General features: G+C 59.6%; 21 protein-coding genes and 3 pseudogenes. 9 read left to right on the forward strand and 15 right to left on the reverse strand.

Features of this window, described 5'->3' with window-relative positions; genetic code table 11:
- Window positions 1-224 precede the first annotated feature (224 nt).
- The 4 genes and pseudogenes from AB4Z43_RS01425 (at window position 225) to AB4Z43_RS01440 (ending at window position 3,541) form a co-directional block, all read left to right on the forward strand.
- Window positions 225-374 carry a DUF2934 domain-containing protein gene (locus AB4Z43_RS01425; RefSeq protein ID WP_441936139.1) on the forward strand — a complete coding sequence of 50 codons (150 nt, stop codon included), beginning with the start codon at window positions 225-227 and terminating at the stop codon, window positions 372-374.
- A gap of 87 nt (window positions 375-461) precedes the next feature.
- A pseudogene (locus tag AB4Z43_RS01430) lies at window positions 462-2,245 on the forward strand (thiamine pyrophosphate-requiring protein).
- Between the two features lie 690 nt (window positions 2,246-2,935).
- Window positions 2,936-3,229, forward strand: coding sequence for a DUF982 domain-containing protein (locus AB4Z43_RS01435; RefSeq protein ID WP_441936141.1), 294 nt, complete (start codon window positions 2,936-2,938; stop codon window positions 3,227-3,229).
- A gap of 123 nt (window positions 3,230-3,352) precedes the next feature.
- Window positions 3,353-3,541 carry a DUF982 domain-containing protein gene (locus AB4Z43_RS01440; protein WP_441936143.1) on the forward strand — a complete coding sequence of 63 codons (189 nt, stop codon included), beginning with the start codon at window positions 3,353-3,355 and terminating at the stop codon, window positions 3,539-3,541.
- 648 nt (window positions 3,542-4,189) lie between these two features.
- On the opposite strand, the gene AB4Z43_RS01445 is transcribed toward AB4Z43_RS01440, so the two are convergent.
- Complete coding sequence (locus AB4Z43_RS01445) at window positions 4,190-5,200, reverse strand: sensor histidine kinase (protein ID WP_441935489.1); 1,011 nt, start codon at window positions 5,198-5,200, stop codon at window positions 4,190-4,192.
- A gap of 68 nt (window positions 5,201-5,268) precedes the next feature.
- Complete coding sequence (locus AB4Z43_RS01450) at window positions 5,269-5,724, reverse strand: hypothetical protein (RefSeq protein ID WP_441935490.1); 456 nt, start codon at window positions 5,722-5,724, stop codon at window positions 5,269-5,271.
- Window positions 5,725-5,879: 155 nt separating this feature from the next.
- On the opposite strand from AB4Z43_RS01450, the gene AB4Z43_RS01455 reads away from it, so the two are divergent.
- Window positions 5,880-6,410: a DUF982 domain-containing protein gene (locus AB4Z43_RS01455; protein WP_441936145.1), complete on the forward strand. Its 531-nt coding sequence runs from the start codon at window positions 5,880-5,882 to the stop codon at window positions 6,408-6,410.
- A gap of 151 nt (window positions 6,411-6,561) precedes the next feature.
- On the opposite strand, the gene AB4Z43_RS01460 is transcribed toward AB4Z43_RS01455, so the two are convergent.
- From AB4Z43_RS01460 to AB4Z43_RS01475, 4 genes are all read right to left on the reverse strand, one after another.
- Window positions 6,562-6,921 (reverse strand): hypothetical protein, encoded by a 360-nt coding sequence (locus AB4Z43_RS01460; protein ID WP_441935492.1) that lies wholly within the window; start codon window positions 6,919-6,921, stop codon window positions 6,562-6,564.
- A 113-nt stretch (window positions 6,922-7,034) separates the two neighbouring features.
- Window positions 7,035-7,496, reverse strand: a complete 462-nt coding sequence (locus AB4Z43_RS01465; protein ID WP_441935494.1) for a hypothetical protein — start codon at window positions 7,494-7,496, stop codon at window positions 7,035-7,037.
- Window positions 7,497-7,573: 77 nt separating this feature from the next.
- Window positions 7,574-8,035, reverse strand: coding sequence for an Hsp20 family protein (locus AB4Z43_RS01470; protein WP_441935496.1), 462 nt, complete (start codon window positions 8,033-8,035; stop codon window positions 7,574-7,576).
- 768 nt (window positions 8,036-8,803) lie between these two features.
- Window positions 8,804-9,157, reverse strand: a complete 354-nt coding sequence (locus AB4Z43_RS01475; RefSeq protein ID WP_441935497.1) for a response regulator — start codon at window positions 9,155-9,157, stop codon at window positions 8,804-8,806.
- Window positions 9,158-9,358: 201 nt separating this feature from the next.
- Here AB4Z43_RS01475 and AB4Z43_RS01480 point away from each other — a divergent pair, with 201 nt between their 5' ends.
- Window positions 9,359-11,152, forward strand: a complete 1,794-nt coding sequence (locus AB4Z43_RS01480; protein WP_441935499.1) for a PAS domain S-box protein — start codon at window positions 9,359-9,361, stop codon at window positions 11,150-11,152.
- Between the two features lie 1,065 nt (window positions 11,153-12,217).
- Here the strand turns inward: AB4Z43_RS01480 and AB4Z43_RS01485 are convergent.
- Window positions 12,218-12,523, reverse strand: coding sequence for a hypothetical protein (locus AB4Z43_RS01485; protein WP_441935501.1), 306 nt, complete (start codon window positions 12,521-12,523; stop codon window positions 12,218-12,220).
- 296 nt (window positions 12,524-12,819) lie between these two features.
- Between AB4Z43_RS01485 and AB4Z43_RS01490 the strand changes: the two are divergent.
- Window positions 12,820-13,226: pseudogene (locus AB4Z43_RS01490) on the forward strand (hypothetical protein).
- 543 nt (window positions 13,227-13,769) lie between these two features.
- On the opposite strand, the gene AB4Z43_RS01495 reads toward AB4Z43_RS01490, so the two are convergent.
- Entirely contained in the window at window positions 13,770-14,630 is an 861-nt protein-coding gene (locus AB4Z43_RS01495) for a PRC-barrel domain-containing protein (protein WP_441935504.1), read from the reverse strand.
- Between the two features lie 282 nt (window positions 14,631-14,912).
- On the opposite strand from AB4Z43_RS01495, the pseudogene AB4Z43_RS01500 reads away from it, so the two are divergent.
- Both AB4Z43_RS01500 and AB4Z43_RS01505 read left to right on the forward strand, forming a co-directional pair.
- Window positions 14,913-15,227, forward strand: a pseudogene (locus tag AB4Z43_RS01500) (GlsB/YeaQ/YmgE family stress response membrane protein).
- 147 nt (window positions 15,228-15,374) lie between these two features.
- The gene (locus AB4Z43_RS01505; RefSeq protein WP_258589630.1) at window positions 15,375-15,638 is read left to right on the forward strand and encodes a YMGG-like glycine zipper-containing protein; all 264 of its coding nucleotides are present in this window, start codon (window positions 15,375-15,377) and stop codon (window positions 15,636-15,638) included.
- A 452-nt stretch (window positions 15,639-16,090) separates the two neighbouring features.
- Here AB4Z43_RS01505 and AB4Z43_RS01510 read toward each other — a convergent pair whose 3' ends face one another.
- From AB4Z43_RS01510 to AB4Z43_RS01540, 7 genes are all read right to left on the reverse strand, one after another.
- On the reverse strand, window positions 16,091-16,300 hold the full coding sequence (locus AB4Z43_RS01510) for a hypothetical protein (protein WP_441935506.1): 210 nt from the start codon (window positions 16,298-16,300) through the stop codon (window positions 16,091-16,093).
- Entirely contained in the window at window positions 16,290-16,700 is a 411-nt protein-coding gene (locus tag AB4Z43_RS01515; protein ID WP_441935508.1) for a DUF4112 domain-containing protein, read from the reverse strand. The genes AB4Z43_RS01510 and AB4Z43_RS01515 overlap by 11 nt, the downstream gene beginning before the upstream one ends.
- Window positions 16,701-16,725: 25 nt before the next feature.
- Window positions 16,726-17,211 (reverse strand): YidB family protein, encoded by a 486-nt coding sequence (locus AB4Z43_RS01520; protein WP_441935510.1) that lies wholly within the window; start codon window positions 17,209-17,211, stop codon window positions 16,726-16,728.
- Between the two features lie 126 nt (window positions 17,212-17,337).
- Window positions 17,338-17,880, reverse strand: coding sequence for a dihydrofolate reductase family protein (locus AB4Z43_RS01525; RefSeq protein ID WP_441935512.1), 543 nt, complete (start codon window positions 17,878-17,880; stop codon window positions 17,338-17,340).
- Between the two features lie 108 nt (window positions 17,881-17,988).
- A complete protein-coding gene (locus tag AB4Z43_RS01530) occupies window positions 17,989-18,636 on the reverse strand; it encodes a hypothetical protein (RefSeq protein ID WP_441935514.1) in 648 nt (215 codons plus the stop codon).
- A complete protein-coding gene (locus AB4Z43_RS01535; RefSeq protein WP_441935516.1) occupies window positions 18,617-19,030 on the reverse strand; it encodes a phage holin family protein in 414 nt (137 codons plus the stop codon). The genes AB4Z43_RS01530 and AB4Z43_RS01535 overlap by 20 nt, the downstream gene beginning before the upstream one ends.
- A 16-nt stretch (window positions 19,031-19,046) precedes the next feature.
- Window positions 19,047-19,562: a hypothetical protein gene (locus tag AB4Z43_RS01540; protein ID WP_441935518.1), complete on the reverse strand. Its 516-nt coding sequence runs from the start codon at window positions 19,560-19,562 to the stop codon at window positions 19,047-19,049.
- Window positions 19,563-19,676 lie beyond the last annotated feature (114 nt).

Raw genomic sequence — 19,676 nt, forward strand, 5'->3', positions numbered from 1 at the left:
GAGGCATCGTCATGAGCAAAAAACCGAAAGACGGCCCACCGGGCACAACTGATCAGTCTCCGCGTTGGGAGGGTCCCCCGGAAACAAGGCCCCGGGGCTATCTCCCAGCGAGTGATGACCCGAGAAGCAATCCGGACGCAGCTGGCGAGGTCCTAAAGGACTCCGACGGCGATCTGGGCGATGCTTTCGGCCGAGACCCGCCAGCGGACAGGCGAACCGATCGCATTCGAACCAGAGCTTACGAAATCTGGGAACGCGAAGGCCGTCGCCACGGCTCCCATGAACAGCATTGGCACCGAGCTGCGACAGAGATTGACGGCGAAGAGGCAGATGGCGCTGTGCCTGACGAGCCGAACGTTGAGCGGGATTCCTAACGCGCCACAATCGCTCCAACTCGCAGACCTGCTTTCTGCCAGTGATTGGCCTTTGCGTTCACAACAGCAGTTACAAGGTTCTTCCTCATGTCTCGGACCGTTGGCGATTTTCTTGTCTCACGCCTTCACGCCTGGGGCGTACGGAAGCTATTCGGCTACCCGGGTGACGGCATCAACGGCGTGTTCGGCGCGCTCAATCGGGCGGAAGGCGCAATCGAATTCATCCAGGCCCGGCATGAGGAAATGGCTGCTTTCATGGCGTCCGCTTACGCCAAGTTTTCCGGCGAACTGGGGGTGTGCATTGCGACCTCAGGTCCAGGCGCTACGCATCTTGTGACCGGGCTCTATGACGCGCGGCTTGATCACCAACCAGTCCTTGCCATTGTCGGCCAGCAGGCGCGCGCTGCCATCGGCGGGCACTACCAACAAGAGGTCGACCTCGCGTCCCTGTTCAAGGACGTCGCCGGCGATTTCGTTCACCAGGCTGCCGTCCCCGGGCAAGTGCGCCATCTCATCGATCGCGCCATTCGGATCGCGCTGGCAAACCACACGGTGACAGCGCTGATCCTGCCCAACGACCTGCAGGAGATGGCGTACGAAGAACCGGCGCGCGCGCACGGCACGGTGCATTCCGGCATCGGCTACGCACCGCCGTTGATCGTTCCCACCGTAACGATCTGGAGGCCGCGGCGAGTGTTCTTAACAACGGCAAACGTGTCGCGATTCTCGTTGGCGCTGGCGCTCTTGGCGCGACGGCGCAAGTGATTGCCGTTGCCGACCGCCTGGATGCTGGCGCCGCCAAGGCACTTCTCGGCAAAGCTGTGCTAGCGGATACCCTTCCCTGGGTCACGGGCTCCATAGGACTGCTCGGCACCGAGCCGTCCTGGGATCTTATGCGCGACTGTGACACGTTGCTGATGATCGGGTCGGGATTTCCGTATTCGGAATTCCTTCCGAAAGAAGGCCAGGCTCGAGGCGTTCAGATCGATATCGAACCCGGCATGATGTCGCTACGCTATCCCATGGAGATCAACCTTGTCGGCGACGCCGCCGAGACGCTCAAGGCCTTGCTGCCGTTCTTGAAGCAGAAGAAGGGCAAATGGCGCAAACAGGTCGAGAAGGGTGTTATCGAGTGGTGGAAGCTCCTCGACAAGCGGGCACACGCGAAGGCCGATCCCGTCAACCCTCAACTGGTCGCATGGGAACTGTCGTCAAGGCTGCCAGACGACGTCATCCTGACCAGCGACTCAGGGTCCTGCGCCAACTGGTATGCGCGCGATATCAAGATGAGACCTGGAATGATGGGCTCTCTTTCTGGCGGGCTTGCTTCGATGGGAGCAGCCGTTCCCTACGCGATCGCCGCGAAATTCGCCCATCCAGGTCGGCCGGTGGTCGGACTGGTTGGCGATGGCGCGATGCAGATGAACAACATGGCGGAGTTGATCACCGTAGCGAAATACTGGAAGGGTTGGGCAGACGGCCGGTTCGTCATCTGCGTCTACAACAACCAGGACCTCAATCAGGTCACCTGGGAACAGCGCGTGATGCAAGGCGATCCGAAATTCGAGGCCTCGCAGGATATTCCGGACGTGCCCTATCATCGGTTCGCCGAACTGATCGGTCTCAAGGGGCTGTTCGTCGATCGCCCTGAAAACCTTGCGGCTGCGTGGGACGAGGCACTCGCGTCGGACAGCCCGGTTGTGCTGGAGGTCAAGACCGATCCCGAAGTGCCGCCGCTGCCGCCACACCTTACATTCGCGCAAGTCAAAAACCTGACGGCGACGCTGGCGAAGGGCGACCCGGATGAAGCCGGCGTCATCCGGGGGACGGTAAATCAGGTGCTCAGTTCGATCTTGCCGGGCAAAGGCTAGAGTGCGATTGGTGCCCCGCGTTCGTGCAGCGACGGCTCTTTCACCTCATCTGGTCTGGAAAACACACGGGGGCTGTCGAACCCTCGGACAGGGCGGCTTTGGCACCGTTGTTCCACCCTCTGCGGTGGGCGGGCAAGGAAATCTTGATTACGGCCGCATGAATTCGCATGGAAGCTGGAGGCACCGCTGGCTGGGGTTCGATTGCCAATCGCGCCTTAAGCACAATCCCTCCCACCGGCTATCGTCACTCGATTCGCTTGATGCGACCTTTTTCAAGACGGAATACCCCCGAGTTGCCGCCCTGCTTTTCAAAATCTGTCTGAAGGTCGTCCCAAGTACCTAGGGATTCGCCGCAATCACTGCAGACTATCCACGTGTCGGGCTGAGCATCAGCTGGGATTCTCAGCCGGATGGTCAGGCAGTGTGGGCACTCGAGGCGATGATTGAGAAATCGGTTAGTCATGGCGGACGGCAATTTACGCTCCAATGCCCCGTTTGCAAGCGAGATGGTGTTGCCGAAAACCCTAGGCGGCGCGTCATCCCGACAATGGTTCAAGGCGAGGTGGTACGAATGAAACTCGCTAGGCCCGAAATCCTAGACCCATATCCGCTCCGGGTGATGACCTTTGACGGCTCGCCCACTTCAAAATTTATGGTTCGTACGACTTAGAGGATCCTATGAACGATCGGATGTTCGACAAACCTGTTTTTGTGCAGAGTGGGGACACCCTCATAGAGGGAATTACAGGCATCGAGGATGCCTTGGAGTTCCTATACTCGTGGCCGAAAGACAGACACGGGGTGATTTACGAAACTGCTCTTAGGGCTTGCCAGAGGGCATTTGATAGCGGGTATCCGCTGTCGGCTGCGCACGAAGCATTTTGCGGCTTTGCAAAGTCAGCCCGGATTTACGAGGACGTGAGCACTGCTTCGCTGTGGACGATCCCGGGCAACCGGGGCCAAGGCGGCGGCTTGTCCGCTTAGTGGCATTGCGAAAAAAGGGGTTCGCGATGCTATCAAGACCTTTTGAAAAACCGATCCGCGTCTGGGTTGGATTTAGGCTTCCCCTGCCAACTCAACACAGTTGCCGACGCCTATCATTTTGCCATGGAATGGTGCGGCAATAGCCCGGAGCAGAAAGCGGCTATACGCGCGTGTAAGGCTGCTCTGACTGGGGAAGTCGAAGCGGAGACTGCACGAGGCAAATTCATCGCCTTTGTTCGCAAGAAGGATATTCTCATGCAGGACGGTGACACGCCCTCGCCTCTTGGAAAACTGACGCCGACCCACGTTTGACACCACCGCAAAGCAGGCGGCCATCATCAGGTTGGCCGCCTCCCGTCATTCATTTTCGCGAGCAAGTTGATGACAAAGGAAACGGCGATCAGGGCCCCCATCTATGAAGTAAACGCAACTCCCTATGACACCGACTGCCAAGCCGCCTTGGCCTCACGCGTGGATGAATTGATAGGCCTTGCAGAGGGTGCGGGATGGGACCGGAATCGTGCGGCTTCAGCATTAATGTACCTGGCTGCCAAGCGACTCACTTCGCCTTCTTAAAGCACCTAATTGCCTGGCGCGCAGCGCCGAATGGCCGGCCCAATAGGCGATTAACCAAGACGCCCGTTGGGCCAGGCAACTTGGCGTAATGTCTCCATATCTGCGGGGACACCTTTGAATGCAACGACTGCGAATATGACACTACTTTGGCCGCCAGGATTTGTAGACCGAAGCACGTACCTGCAGCCCGTTGTTTACACAGCGGTAAATGTCATGCTTGCCGCGATTTTTTGGTGATGCTGCCATGGTTCAGGTCGGAAGGACTGGGTATCGCCGGCTTGCCTGTGAGAGTCGTCTTACAGCTCCCCAGGCGTCGAAGGAGCGGCGACAGTTTCTGCGTACTGTCGGTGGCATTCTGGGCGATGTCCATCTGGAGCGAACCAGCTATTGTGCGAGGCGCTCTGGCCGGACCTTGAGGGTGACAATCAGGCCCTGTTTTGACCAATCGTAATCGATAGACCCACGCAGATGTCCTGTGACACTCCGCTCAACCAGCCTGCTGCCATAGCCGGGCGCAGCGGAAGGTGCCTCGACGAGCGGCCCCCCATTTTCTGTCCAGACGATGATCACCGCTTCGTCCTGCGCCGTGCAGGAAACATCAAGCGTACCGGCCTCGGCCGACAGGGCACCATATTTGAGAGAATTGGTGGCAAGTTCATGGATGATAAGCGCCAGAATGGTTGCTGAGGACTCACCGACGCTCATCCGAGGCACCGACACCCGGATGCGCCCACTGAACGCTCCCAGGTCGTCATAAGGCGCGAGCAGGACAGTCAACAAATCGCCAAGCAGCGCCGAGGCGGCCTCGGTTTGGCCGGGCACCGGCCGCACCAGATCGTGGGCGCGCCCCAAAGCCGTCAGTCGCTGGGTAAGCTCGCGGGCCATGTCATTGGTCGTGGTCGTCGAACGCGAGCTGATCGCCGTAAGGCCCGAGGCTATGGTGAGCAGGTTCTTGACGCGGTGGCTCATTTCCCCGGCGAGAAGCTCACGGCTCTCTTCGGCCTGTTTGCGTCCGGTCACATCAATGAAGATACCGAACATCAGCCGCTGGACCATTCCTTCGTCGTCGCCCTGGCCACGGGCGGAGATCCACTTGAGTTCGTCGCCGATCATGATCCGGAAATCGATCTCGTAGGGGCCGACGATCGAACGGGTGGCGTTGAAGGCCGCTCGAACCCTGTCGCGGTCGGCAGGATGGATGTGCGCGGACAGGTCTTCAAACTTGACGTCGTTGGTGCGCGGGATGCCCCAAAGGTCATAAGCGCGGTCATCCATGGCCAACGCATCACTGTCCACGTTCCAGGACCAAAGGGTCACGCCTGCGGCTTCGACAGCTCGGATCAGGTTCTTGGGTTCCCAAAGGAGAGGTTTGAGATGTTCAGCGCTGGTGGTCATTGCAACTCGCAAGGATGTCGAACGAACAAAACGGATTCGATGCTCAGAAACTGGCTCGGCCGACCTGGTCATTCCAGGTCAGTGAAGAAGTCGCAGATCAGGTCTGCAACTTTAACCGCCTCGAAATCCGTCATATGCGCGGCTGTTTCCACTGCAGTCGTTTCCAGGTCATCGTTATCGACCGCCAGAAGGTCGAGGATACGGGCGAACCTGATCTTGAGTTCCCGGTTCTCTTCGAATTCTGTGATGGTGACCCGCAGGATGTTTGGGGTGGCCTCGATCAGGCGGGTCTGGATGCTGTCTGGCGATGCCGCAAGGATGCGTATCGCCGCGAAAAAATGCTCTCGCGCATTGGAGTGGGTTTCGTCCATGTGAATACCTTCTTCGCTTTCAGGCACGCCTTGGACGTGTGGCGCGGCGGCGATGATGAGCTCGGGGATGCAGTAGAGCGAGACTGACCGCGCCTTGGCGGCGCTTGGCCCTGCCTCCCCTTCTGTATGAGGAGGTCGGCCAGTCTGTAGCATAGGTTTGTCCGATTACCTATCCGAACTGGGGTCCGCGAAGGCCAAGGAACTCTCGAGAGCCCACCTTGCTGCAACATGGAACGAAAACCTCGCTCCATCGTTCGCGTTGCCCATCCGGACGAGGCAGTACATGAACGATGTGTTTTTGACGTTCCCTGAATGTCGAGACGTCAAAGCCAGGAGAGTTCCGGAGGTTGGCCAGTGTGGCTCAGGCCGCCGTATTCATGATGGAGGGCTGGCCCGAACCCCATGGTCCGCGCTATCGCGCCGCCCTCCAGGCCTGTACCGGGAGATTGACGTCCAACGACGATGTCGAAAACGCCCGCTGCGCCTTCCTGGCGGCAGCCAACGAAGCTGACCTCCTGGTGAAGAATGAGGATGAGGACGCAGACTTGGATCAGGCGGGCGACCGTCGGGCAGCGCCGCCATCACCGAGCGATCAAAAGCGGCGGGAGCGCGCGCGAATGGAGGAGGAAGAGGACTTTCTGGTCCCGGTTCGTCGACCGGGAAACGGGTATTACAGAGGCTCAGGCCCGCGAACTCTTCCACATGGTTGGGGACGACGGGGGCTTGTTGCTGAGCGAAGCGAAGAGGTTGAAGACCCAGCATTGAACGCTCCAAGAGAATCCTGCTGGCGCGTTGCATTGATCGTACTTCCCCGACCAATCGGTCGGCACCGGTTGTAGGGGCATCCGTTCTTCAACTAGCCGGAACGAAATGCGTGGGCAGTCGTTCGATCCATGCGGGGATGGCATACCAACGTGAGAAGGGACGTCTCACCATGGGTGACGATAAAGACCAAGGCGCTCCGATGACGGAGCGCAACAAGCTTGCAGATCAACTTGCCAAGGAGACGGGGATCACAGAAGCGCAGGCTGCAGACCTCATCAAAATGCTTGGTACGGATCGCAATTCGCTGCTCCGCGAAGCGCGCTTGATATACCGCAGGCGCCTTCGATAGGCGCCAACAGGCCCGCCTACCGCCCAGTCGATAGGCGGATCAATAATCCCGAAATCCGTGGATTTTGCGGGCCACTCTGCGCTGTCGCCCGGCGCATCCTGACCAAGTCGCATCAACTCCCGCACCGCGTCGGAACGGCTAGGCATGCGTCTTTCGAAGCGCCAAGCATCCAGAACCGCGAGTTCATCGGTATTCAGCATGATCTGCAGACGATAGGTGCGCTTTGGAATTGTCATCCGCTCTCCGCTTGCGTTTTCGGCCCCATTCTCTGCGCCCAGGCCTCCTCTCCCGCGATTGCATCCATACGGCTGCCCTCCGAGGCAGCCGTATGGATGGTGACAAAAAAATGTCAAGCACAGGCGAGTTCGACGCTGGCGGTTGCGCCCACTCCACCTGGCGCGCGTGGACGCGGCGCGACTGCTGAAGGGCATGGCGGCGGATCGTTATCGCCGTCGGGGCCGAAGAACCGGCCGCTCCGTCCCCAGCCCGCGCCACGACGTGAAGACAACCGCCAAGGCAGGACGCGGGCCGAAAATTTCTCCACGGCCTCGGGCGTCTTATCCAAGGCCTTCAAAGCGCTCAGAATGCGCTCGACAGGGATAACCGCACCGTTGTCCAGCCGGCGTAGGGTTGGATGGTTCTCCACCGCATAGACGTCGGATGCCCAAGAGGCGAGCAAGGCCCGTTTCTCCGCACGACTGAGACGCGGATGGTCGACCACCTTAGCCGGATCGTCGAGCAGACAGAAAAGTGCTTCGAGCTTGCCAAGGCATGGCAAGAAGTGTGTCGGTGTCTGATAGCGTGTGTTCATCTCCGTTCTCCGCAATCTGGGCCTCCCGGCCGTGACCGGGAGGCGGACCGCAGTATTATGGTGAAAAGTCGCGTTGATCAGGCGGCTTTGCGTGCGCGTTCCGTGTCCTGCGAGATCTGCTTGCTGACCGCAGCGTCCCCTGACCCGATGCTGATGCGGCGGGGCTTCAATTCCTCGGGAACCTCCCGGACGATGTCGATGGCGAGCAGGCCGTTCTCAAGGCTTGCCGCCTTGATCTTCATGTGGTCGGCCAATCTGAACGACTGCCTGAAGCTGCGGTAGGCGATCCCCTGATGGAGCAACTGGCGACCACTCTGGTCATCGGCCTTCTGGCCGACAACGAGCAGTTCGGGTCCATGCTGGGTCAGTTCAACCTCGTCCGGGCTGAACCCCGCAATCGCCATGGCGATCCGATAGTCGTTCTCGCCGACCTTCTCGATGTTGTAGGGCGGCCAGTCGGACCGGGTGCCGCTGTCGAGCATGTCGAACAGACGGTCGAAACCAACGGTGGTGCGATACAGAGAGTCAAAGGTTCTCATAGCCACATTCTCCTTAAAGCAACATGGGTACAAGGGACGCCGCCCTATGCGGCGCCGCCAGTCTTGCCGAGCCATACGGCCTCGACGGCGGATGAGTTAGGAACGGACCAAAACGGCTTCAAGAGGCTAAATTGCAAAAAATTCGAAGAATCTGAATCACCATTCTCCCGAAAGGCAGTTGAGCCTCGCCGTGCCTCGCAGGCTTGGCGACCGGCCCCTCAAGTCGGACATGGCGAGGCACCGACATGCTGGAACCTCTCTAACTGCAGGTTGGCAAGCACGATACGCTTTCCGACGACGAGAAGGCTCTTTTGGCCGACGTGTGCTCCGGGGAAAATGCCCCATCTGGCCGCCGCCCCACTGGGCACACAGCGAACGCATCCGCCGGTCCGGCAAATTGCGGTGGCAAAGCAAAATCCTCGGCGTGGTTCATGAAATTCCAGCGAGAGACCGGCCTGAACGCGGGTTTTACTCGCCCAAGCCCGGGCTGCGGCCGGCGACGAGAATGGACATTCGCCAGTGTGCGCTTGGCGTGCAGTGCCTATTACCGAACGCCGTAAGAGTTTGAGAAGAAATCAGCTGGAAGTCGCCGTCTTTTCCAGGGTCGCCAAGGGTCAATCGTGGCCGTGAAATGAGACGCTTGCGCAGTCCATTGCCAGGGAGCCTGGCATCACCGGGGCCACGCGCGAGAGCTATCCGCCTGATCGACACGACCGCAATGCGCGGCAGGTGCTACCGCAGCTGCGTGACGTCCGCAGAGCCGCTCTGCTATCCAGTCATCTTCGGTTGCCGCCCGGTGGCCATGGCCTTGAGAAGCCGGACGACTTCTGCCGGTTCGGTTGGCTTGAGCACCGTAACCCCATGGGCAAAGGCTTCGTGCAGATCGACCGCGCCCAAGCCGGTATATACCACGAAGGGTACGCCGTGGTCAGCCAGCGTGATCGCCGCCTCATGGCACTCGCCATCCGGGAGTCTGACGTCCAGGACCACGGCGGCGGGCGTGTGGCCCTTGAGGAACCGAATTGCCTCGCCGCAAGACGTCGCCACCGCGACCGTGAAACCGGCGTCGGCAAGGGCACACTCCACGTCCAAGGCAATCAACGCTTCGTCGTCAACGACCAAGACAAGAGGTTTTTCCATGAGCGTAAAGTTGCACAGCTGTAGCTAAAACACGAGTGAAGGCCGATGGCCTCATAAGGGTCAAGTTTGCGCGGCCGCTGTTTGATGTCAGGTTGAGCTTCGGGCACGGCATCAAGGGCGGGACTCTGGAACGGAATGATCACCAGCCGCGTTGTGGGTGGTTATGGTCAGACGGGGATTGGGATGGACGAAGTAGCGCAGGCGAAGGTTATCGCCTTCAAGAAGCCGGAAGTATCCGGCGAGGAAAGCCGCGAGTTCGACTATGAGGATTTTTTCGAAAACGGCGCCCTAGCACTCCATCTGGTGAGCGCAGATGGCTTCATTCTGCACGCCAACAAGGCTGAGCTCGATCTCCTCGGTTATCCCGCAGAAGACTATGTAGGCCGCCATATTGCCGAATTCTATCCCGACAGGCACGTCATCAATGACATTCTCGAGCGGCTGACCAGAGGCGAGAAGATCGCGAGATATCCGGCGCAGTTGCGGGCCTGTGACGGTTCGATCAAGCATGTCGAAATCACGTCGAGCGGCTATTTCAGGGACGGCAAGCTGATTAACACAAGGTGCTTCACAGCCGATGTAACCGATCTTCAACAGACCCGCTCCGAACTTAAGCAGCAGGACAGCACTTACCACCAGATTCTCGACGGCCTTCCGGTCGCCATCTACACGACGGATCAGCATGGGACGATTACCTACTACAACCGCGCCGCGGCCGATCTTGCAGGCAGGGAGCCCGTTATCGGCAAGGACAAATGGTGCGTGACATTCAAGCTGTTCACTGCCGACGGCAACGAATTGCCGCACGACGAGTGTCCTATGGCGATCACGCTCAAGGAAAACCGGCCGATCCGCAATCAGCAGGCCGTAGCACGGCGTACGGACGGATCCTTCTTTCCGGTTCTGCCCCACCCCACGCCGCTGCGGGATGAGCAGGGCAACCTGATTGGTGCGGTCAATATGCTGCTCGACCTGACGGACCGCCAGCGTGCCGAAGAAGCCAGGCAGCATTTGTCAGCGATCGTAGAATCCTCGTTCGACGCAATCGTCAGCAAGGATCTCAACACCATCATCAAGAGCTGGAACCACGGTGCTGAGCGGCTGTTCGGCTATACCGCCGCCGAAGCGATCGGCAACTCCGTTACCATGCTAATCCCGGATGACCATCAGGACGAGGAACCCCGCATTCTCGAACGCATTCGGCGTGGCGAACGCGTCGAACCGTTCGAAACGACCCGCCAGCGCAAGGATGGCAGCCTGGTTCCGGTTTCGCTGACGATATCGCCCGTGCGTAACGCAACAGGGCAGATCGTCGGCGCATCGAAGATTGCGCGGGACATCACGTCCGCGAAGGAGAATGAATACCGCATCCGCATGCTGATGCGCGAGGTCAACCACCGCGTGAAAAACCAGTACTCAGTCATCCTCTCGATGATCCGGGAGACCAACAAGCGGTCGGAGACGCCCAAGCAGTTTGAATCCCAGGTGCGCGAGCGCATCATGGCGCTGTCGCGATCCCACGACCTGCTTGTGTCCGCCGACTGGAAGGGCGCCTCCGTTGATGGGCTCTTGAAGGCCCAGGCCCAGCCTTTCCCAAGGGGCGACGTGATCGATATGTCAGGCCCATCATTGGTCCTCAGTCCCAATGCGGTCCAGTATCTCGGCATTGCCTTTCACGAATTGGCGACGAACTCGGCCAAATACGGCGTGCTTTCAGGGGACGATGGTAAGATATCCGTCACCTGGAGCATCAGCGGTTCCGGTGCTTCAAGACTCTTTCACCTCACCTGGGCAGAAATCGATGGGCCGCAAGTCCAGACCATCGGACAGGGCGGTTTTGGAACGGTGGTCCTCAAGCGGGTGGCGCCTGCGGCGGTTAGTGGGCAAGGCAGTCTCGAGCACGGCCCGCATGCGGTGACGTGGAGCTTGGAAGCACCGTTGGCCGCCGTGGAGGCGTCGGTTTCCGATGGAAGCTAGAGGTCAGCGTCTACGCATCTGATTGCTTTGTATTGATCGCAACGCCATGATGCACGTGGACGTTCAGTTTGCTCTCGAAAACGGTACCTTCGGCCCCTTCCGCTCGCCGACGGTCTGCCCGAAACGCACAAGAAGTCCCGTAGCGATCTGGCGCGCCGTCCAGGAAGCAACCGAGCGTGGCGTCACGCTGCGAACAAGCGAGACTGTATGGATTCGGGTCACGGACGAAAAGCGCGGTCACGTCTTCGAATACAGTTTCAGTCGATGACAAAGCTTTCTGACCTTGGCCCGCCAATCCCCGGCACGCTACACGGGCCGGAGCCTGCCAACGACGCCCATTTCTATCCGTGCTCCTACTGCGGCCAGAAGGTCGACCAGCGCGATTTGCGCCAGGTGTTTTGGCACGAAGAGCCGGGGCACGAGCCCGCTTCAGTCAGATCCCGAGGGGACAGTCTTAAATAGGGGGTAAGCGGCCCGCGCCCGCCGCCCCATTCACGGCAGCGGCGGGCCGTCCGGCGCTCTGGTCCCGGCCATGCAGCGCTACCCAGGGAAGGGACGCTGCAATGCTCCTCGACTTGCCGATGATTTCGCGGTTCCATATTGAAAAACAGGACAGAACCCGCATACGACCCTGCGCCGTTGCCCCTGATCAAGAGGACATGATCACAAGGCCCAGGAGAGCAGCAGCAGGCCAAAGGCGATGGGCAGAACGGCAGCTAAGGCGCTCTAAATCATCAGCAATTCGTTATGTTTGAACATCGGAACCTATGCCATTGAACTTGGGTAGAATTTCCAAATCGCCAGAGAGTTCCGCTTGTTGCAGGATTTCCTGGATGGCCAAGGCACGCGACGCTTGAGCCAAGAAGCAAGGGGAAGTTTTGAGTTCCGCAATCCCCAAATGAAAGAAGCCTCGCCGGCGGGACACAGCGAGCTTTGCATTGGTAATCGGCTAGATCAAAAAACGCACTGTGCGGTTCCCCGGGAAGGAAAAACCCGCCGCCGTGAGGCGACGGGCTTTCGAGCGCGAGGTCTGGAGAGTGCGGGGCAAGCCTCGCGCTCAGTGACTTATCGGCTGGCGATCAGCAGGCAGAGTTGACGCAGATCGCGATCGTAGGCGCCTTCACTGCTGAGCACGTCCGCGCACCGCTTCTTAAGGCGTGCGATTTTGCCGTCCGACATCTGGGCCACCTTGCCCGGCGGACTTGGATTGCTGGGGTTCGAAGGATTGCTGGGGTTACTCGGATTGCTTGGGTTTGACGGATTGGTTGGGTTGGCGCCGCCAATTCCCACCCCCACGCCGACGCCAACACCGCTTGTCCCGCCGACGTTGGCGCCTAAGCCAGCTGTAATGCCCACCTGTGCCGCCAACATTGGCGCCAGCTCCGGCGTTCACGCCGTTGTTGCCGCCGACAGAAGCGCCGAGACCAGCGCTCACGCCGTTTGATCCGCCGACGTTGGCGCCGGCTCCGGCGTTAACGCCGCCAGCCCCGCCGATGGATGCGCCGGCTCCAACGCCAATACCTCCGGCCCCGCCAATGGATGCGCCGACACCCGCATGTACACCGCCGCCGCCCCCTACGGATGCGCCAGCGCCCACGCCGATTCCGCCCGCGTTTAGGAGCCCCTAATGTCAGAGACTAAGAATCGGCATTCTAGGAGGAAATGTCATGCCTAAGGTTTCGGATCTCTTTTTCAAAACGGCCGTCGTCTGGCTCATTCTGGGAATTGCCGCCGGCCTGCAGATGGCGATTTCGGGCGACCACGGCGCCTTCCCGGCGCATGCACACATCAATCTGCTCGGATGGGTCACAAGCGCAATCTTTGGCGGCTACTACGCCCTTAACCCGGAAAAGGCAGAGCGGAAACTCGCGATGGTCCACTACGGCCTCTACAACGCCGGCTTGGTGGTGATGCTACCGGCGCTGTATTTGATGCTGCAAGGGAATACGGCACTTGAGCCGGTCGTCGCCGTAGGCTCGCTGACCGTGGCTGCTGCGGTGTACTGTTCGCCTTTGTGGTCTTCTCAGGTGCCAGCGTGCGCTCGGCATCTGGGTTGTCGCCGGTCCCGCGCTAATCGGCCGCTTAGCGACGATAGCACGACACCGCGAGGCAGGGAGCTATCGTCCCCAACTTGCTCCCGCCGGATATCAACGGCACGCCGATCGAAGATCTGCATATTTGAGTTACCTCCGTTGTGCCCCAGTGATTACAAGAATGCCGCCACCGCTAGCCAGCACGGAACGGTTACTTGGGGCGGCGATGCCGCAACATGATCAAGGACATCGCTACGATCATTGTGCCGATCGAGGTCAAGGGGACCAAGAAGCCGATGGTTCGTGTCTCCTACCAGAAGGCGACCATAGCGGCCGTCCGCCCAGCGCGGCGAGCCGCCCAAGGCGCCATAAGCGCCTGCAGACATCGCTCTGAGGACCGCTGGACGACCTTCTTGAGAACGTGGCTGCGAGCCACCGATAAGCACCCCGAACGTGCTAGCTTTTCAGGCGATCGAAAGATCGAGATGATCTCGTCTTGTGCTCACCAGCCCGGAAGGCTCAGATCGCGCATACACGATTGAAAAAACGTGGCCCGCTCCTAAACAGCGCGGGCCACGTTGGGGTTACTGGCCAACAATGATCCGCTGTTTGTCGCGGTTCTGCGCGTAGGAGCCCTTGTCATAGGCGGTCTGCGCCTCGAGCTGAGCCTTGGTGAAGTTGGTGTAGAGATACCGGTTGCCGTCCTTGTCCGACATGAACTTCAGTTTCTCCAGGCCGATGGCGACTTGTTTTGCCCCCATGCCGAGGAAGCCGCCCACGTCGACGATGACGGCATCGACTTTCTTGTCGCCGGTCATCACCACGTCGCCGATCTCGCCAACCTTTGCATCGTCCGCGCCATAGACGTTGGTGCCGATGAAGTCCTTGGTGCTGATTTTATCCATCGGCATCTCGGTCAGCGAGGACTTGTCGATAGCCGCGGTGGCCGTCTTGTCTGTCGTCGCCGCGGCCGGTTCGTTTTTCGCGATAGCAACATTGTTGCCGGACGCCGATGCCGTGTCGTAGGCCTTGAGATCGAAGGCAGGCTGCGCCTGAAGGTCTTCCTTGGTGGTCTTGGCGACCAGCCACCGATCCCCCTTCTTATCTACCCACTCGGCCTTGCTGAAATCGTAGGCGACGTTCTTTTCACCAATCCCCAGGAATCCGCCGACGCCGATGATAATGTACTTGGCAGTGCCGTCCTTAGAGAGGACGATGTCTTTGACGTCGCCGATCTTGGCGGCATTGTCCGCAGCGCTATCATAGACGTCGGCGCCTATGATCTTGGTGACGAGGCTGCCGTCTGCAACAGCCGCCGGTGCCGTTGCCGCAGTGGTCGTAGCGGTGGCAGGTTTGGTGGCATCTTCAGCGGCGGCCCCTGATACCCACAGGCCAGACGACAGCAGGGTTGCTATTGCGGTGGTGGCCAAAAGTTTGCCGATCATGGTACGTTTCCTTGTGCGTTAGTGTTGATGCACGCCGCGTTCGGCCGAACCATTGCAGGGAGGCTGAACGCGGCACTGTTTGCGACGTCACAACGACCCGCACGATGCGAAGTTCCCCTTGGAATTCGGACGTTGCGTGAGATAGCTGGGATGACTACCGATAACCGCGGCGACGTTGTCGAGATCCGAAACACCGCGCAAGGCTCGCTGCTGCGATTCGCATTTTTCTGAGCGGATACGGCACATGTATCGCGGGGAACTTGTTGGCCCCTCAACGCTCCCCTGTCGAACCAATTTGCGGTTCGAGGAACGAGGGACAATTTTGCAGAATCGTGGCTCGGCTGGCTGGCAGCGATCATCATCGGCGGTATCGCGGGATGGGTCGCCGAGATGTCATGAAGAGCAACATGGGCGTGCTCATGAACATCATTTGGGGGTTCGTGGGTGCCATTGTCGCCAACCTCATCCAGAGCGTGATTGGCATATCGCTGGCTCGGCTGTTTGGTCGCCGGCTTGATCGGCGCCTGTATCCAGATCGCGGTGGCTCTACCGATAAAAACGCCGATCTGCGAACTATTGCGGTCACGCTCAAGCTGAGGCATTCGCCCGGCGAAGGGCTGTCCCTCGGCCTATGCAGGCCCCTTCGAGCGGAGACGAGATGTTTGATGAAGGCGACACGGCCATGGATCGAAAAACCCCTTGGCGCATTTATTCTCCGGCCAATTAAGGCTTCAGGAGAGGACCATGAAAAAGACACTGCTCATTTTGAGCCTGCTAATTCCGCTCGTAGCGTGTTCCCGTACCGAACAAGGTGCCGCCGTCGGTGGCTTGGGAGGTGCCGCGATCGGTGCCGCGGTGGCCGGCGATCCGGTACAAGGCGCTGTCGTTGGGGGTGCAGTCGGCGCGATCGCCGGTGCGGTGATCGGGCACGCCAGCGAGGCTGGCCAATGCCGATATCGCGATCGTCATGGCCGGGTTTACATTGCCCGGTGCCCGGACGGCTACTAATACCTTACTAATACCTAAGGCGCGTGATCTGTTGCGATCACGCGCCTTCCGCGAGCCCTAACGAGATGGCGCAGCGTGTTGGCTGCTGCCGAATTCAGGCCTATCGAATCCACGCGGCCTATACCGCACGGATGCTGCCGCCTATCGCTTCTCAAGCTGGAAAGGTGGTGGTCCGGCACGACCACCACCTTCAACGTTATGGTTGCCTTATTCGCCGAGCTGCTTGGTCATCTTGCAAAAATCAGCGTGCGCCTTGGACATTACCGCGTCTCCGCATTCCTTTATCATCTCGGCGCGACCGCTTTCTCGCATCAGGGCCCATGTATCCATCATCGCGCGTCGCATCTTGTGCCCCGTTCTGCATTGCCGTTCACTAGCAATGCAGTAGCGATTGCGATGTTCCGCTGGCGAGCGTCGCCAAGTTTTTGCAGGCCGCCAACTGAAATGACGCCTTACTGCACCTGATCAGCCGCTTCCACCGTTGGCCCCGAGCGTGGTGTTTTGCTCTCTTCAGCCACTACCAGCAAGGCTTCAAGCGTCAACGCGATGCCTGACATCAACGCGGCGATATCGGTGTTACCATCAGGCGTCGCCAACTCGGCAGCTCGGGCTTGCATGAGCGCGCGGTGATCGATCAACTTCTGTTTTAGATTATCGTCCATGTCGTTCTCTCCGGCTTTGGAGGTGACGGCGAAGCAGTCTGACGTTGCGATTGTTCGCCTTGAAATAAACGTCGAAGATTGAGCCGAGAATGGGAACGCTTCCTACGACCGTATCAAGCAGCACGTTTCCCAGCATGCGGGCGACGAGGCCGTTTCCAGCACCGCAGTTTCTGGCACGCAAAACGATGTAGGCCGAGACTACGCCCGTTGCGGCGTCTCCGAGGACGGGCACCAAACCCACGAGGGCATCCAGTCCAAAGCGAATTGATGTGCCCGGAATGAGCCAACCGGAATCGAGCAGTGCGGCCAACAAGTCTAACTCTGCAATGACTTTGTCGGTCTCGGCGCCACCATATCCATGCCTGTTCATCCCAACTGCCGGGCCTGCACGAATGGACATGGCTCCTCTGGATCGTGCCATAATCCTAGCGATCGCTTTGACCGGCTGAGGCCCGGGTGGTGCGCGGAGGCACGTCGTCAAGCAGCGTCGTCTCGTCGTTGCCTTCCGCAGGTGGCAATTCACCATTTGGCGTCATCTTGCTGACTGCCTCAGGCAAATCTCGAGTGATCCTTCTGATAAGTTCCTCGCGCGAAAGGCCGGTCTGCATCGAGAGTGCTGTCAACGTGTTTTCGTCCAGCGCTGCTTCCGCCTCATTTGGCTTGATCGGCTCATTCGGCCCTGTGCCAACCCAAGAATCGACCTTTGATCCAGCCCCCGCCCCTCTAAACCGGTCAAGTATGTCGCCAAGCGCGGTCCCCGAGACGCCTTTGGAGATCTGATCCAGAATCCCGTCCTGCGTGTCGTTTGGGTTACGCTCGCCCGCTTTACGGATCATGTCGCCGAGCTTGTCGCGATTTTGGTATGCCAGGACGCCAAGCATCGCGATCGCCAATTTACCCAGATTTGCCATTGCTACCTCCACGGTTCACAGGAGAAGGGCTAAACCCCACAAAAGTTCCGCCAGCGACGACCTTAAGCACACACTTCTATGATGCGACCTTGACGGTCTGGGTGCTTGGCCGGGCGACGGTCGTGGTCACTGTGGCTGGTACAAGTGAAGTGTGGTCCCGCTCGCGTAAGTTGTAGAGGCGAGGACTTCGAGGTGAAGTGCCTCCGGCAGATCGCGGAACATTGGCTTGCCGCCTCCATAGACAACCGGCCGCGTCACCACGACGTATTCGTTGACGAGTCCAGTTTGCGACAGCGACTGGGCAAAGCTGGCTCCGCCCCAGGCAATGATCTCCCCGCCTGCTTGTTTGCGTAATGCAGCGATTTCGTCGGTGAGGCTTCCGCGCGCAATGGAGCTTTCGGGCCAGTTGGCTGCCTGAAGCGTCTTGGAGAACACAACTTTGGGGATTTCATTCATCGGCGCGGCGTAGTCGTCCGTGGAGGTCGGCCAAAAGGAGGCCATCTGTTCATAGGTCACCCGGCCCATGATGTGCGTTCCGGCGGGCCGAATGCGCTCAAGTTTCCAGCGCTTCAGCTCTGCCGGTTCAGCCACCGCGCCGACGGCTATTCCGGCCGGCGCAACGACGAGACCGTCGATCGAGGCAGTCATGATCAGTACGACCTTGCGCATGTCTGTCCTCCCAATAAAGCGCCCAACGTCGTGATTGGGATGCGTATTCGCCGGACTTTGAACATGATCTCGCGATCACGGGCTTTTCCCAGGGCTAGATGACAACAGTCAGGTATTGCTACCGTCGTCCGGCTTGCGCATGTAATCGCTCATCGCCGCCATGATAGCCAGGAAAGCGGCAGAGTACCGTGCGAAGCCAAAGGCCTGCGCAGCCGCCACTTTCGCGCCATGCGAGTGCTGCCTGACGAATTCAGCAGCTGCGGTCTGAACTTCGGCTCCAGCCTTTCCGAACAACGAACGTTCCTTGTCCGTCGGCTCGAACGCCTGGCCGATCGCGCGGCCAATCAATAGCCCTCCGGCAGACGCGGCTAGCGCCTTGCCCCGATCAAGGTTCGTGACAGCCCTGTTGGGTGGCGCTGAGTAACGGATCGACGCCGCGTCCGCATGCTCGCCGCTCCCGAAGTTCTTCGGGGCCTCTTCGACATCAGCCCCGCCGTGAGAACTTCTCCTACCGGCATCGAAGACCGCGACAGCACCCAGGGCCACTGCGGCCGCTGTGCCGCCATTGTCCTTGATGGCATCGGAAACACCACCAACGACGTTTGCCACTTTTTGCTTGGCATAGTTGGTTGTCACCTCGACCAGGTGCCGAGGTTGCAGTCTACGGCTTAGCTCGCTGATCGGCTCAAACAGCGCCTGCCGCTCGGCCCGGCTTTGCACCATGATGTCGCGGATTTCATCGTTGAGTTGAGCCAAAGCGCACCCCCTGCTTCAATGCAGCAAGATCGCTGCGCACCTGGTTGACGGTCTCGACCGGCGTAATGGTCCATCCAATCAGCGCGCGCCTGGCTAGATGAAGGGACAGCAGACCACCGCCGACAAGGGCTATGCCGACGATCAGACACGCAAACATCGCGCCGACGCCAAAATGGATCATTGCCAGGATTAGAAACTGGACAAGCGCGAAAGCGGCCAACACAAAGAAGAGCACCGCCACAACTCCGCATGCTCCCGAAGACGCGATCGTCGAGGCCTTGCCCCGCATTTCCGCCTCTAGCAGGCGCAGATCGAGCCGCATCAACGAAGCGAACTGACCGAACGCTTCATTGACTACGGTCCCGAACGGACGGCGATCGACACCATCATCCATCTGGCAAGCCCTTCTGTCAGGACCGATCGGAGCTTCGCATAATCCGGGTCAGCATCACGCCGGCGAGGATACCGACGCCGAAAAAGGCGGCGGGCTGGCGCTGCGCGAATTTCGTGACCGAATCGAACAGTTCGCCGACGTTGCGATCCCGGATGTCGGTCGAGATTCGCTCCACGCCTTCCGCCGCGCTGCGAACCATGCCTGCGACCTGCGGCGACTGCTTTTCGATACCGTCCGCGGCCTCCTTGACGGAATGCGCGATGTTGGCGATCGCGTCTGCGCCAGCGGTCTTGTTCGACTCGACGGCTTCCTTGAACGCACCGGCAGCGTCGGCCGCTACAGAGCCGGCATAATCCTTTGCGTCGGTCGATACGGAGGCGGCCGCATTTTTCAGATTCGTCGCGGTTTCCGCCGCACTCGTCTTCAATTTGCCGATGGCTTCGGCGCGTTTGCCGGCGCGCTCGGCATCCGTCTGCAGATCGTCTCCAGCAAAATTGGATCCGCCAAAATCGTTGGTGTTCAGCGTGTTCATGGGGTCATCCTCCTGTTGTTCGAGTTGAACTCCGCGAGCACCTTGCGGTTCCTAGCGTCGACGAATTTTCTTGCTGGAGGGGGCTGACACCGGATGATTGCCACCGAACAGGCG

Source organism: Mesorhizobium sp. 2RAF45 (genome assembly GCF_052115225.1).
GTDB lineage: Bacteria > Pseudomonadota > Alphaproteobacteria > Rhizobiales > Rhizobiaceae > Mesorhizobium > Mesorhizobium jarvisii.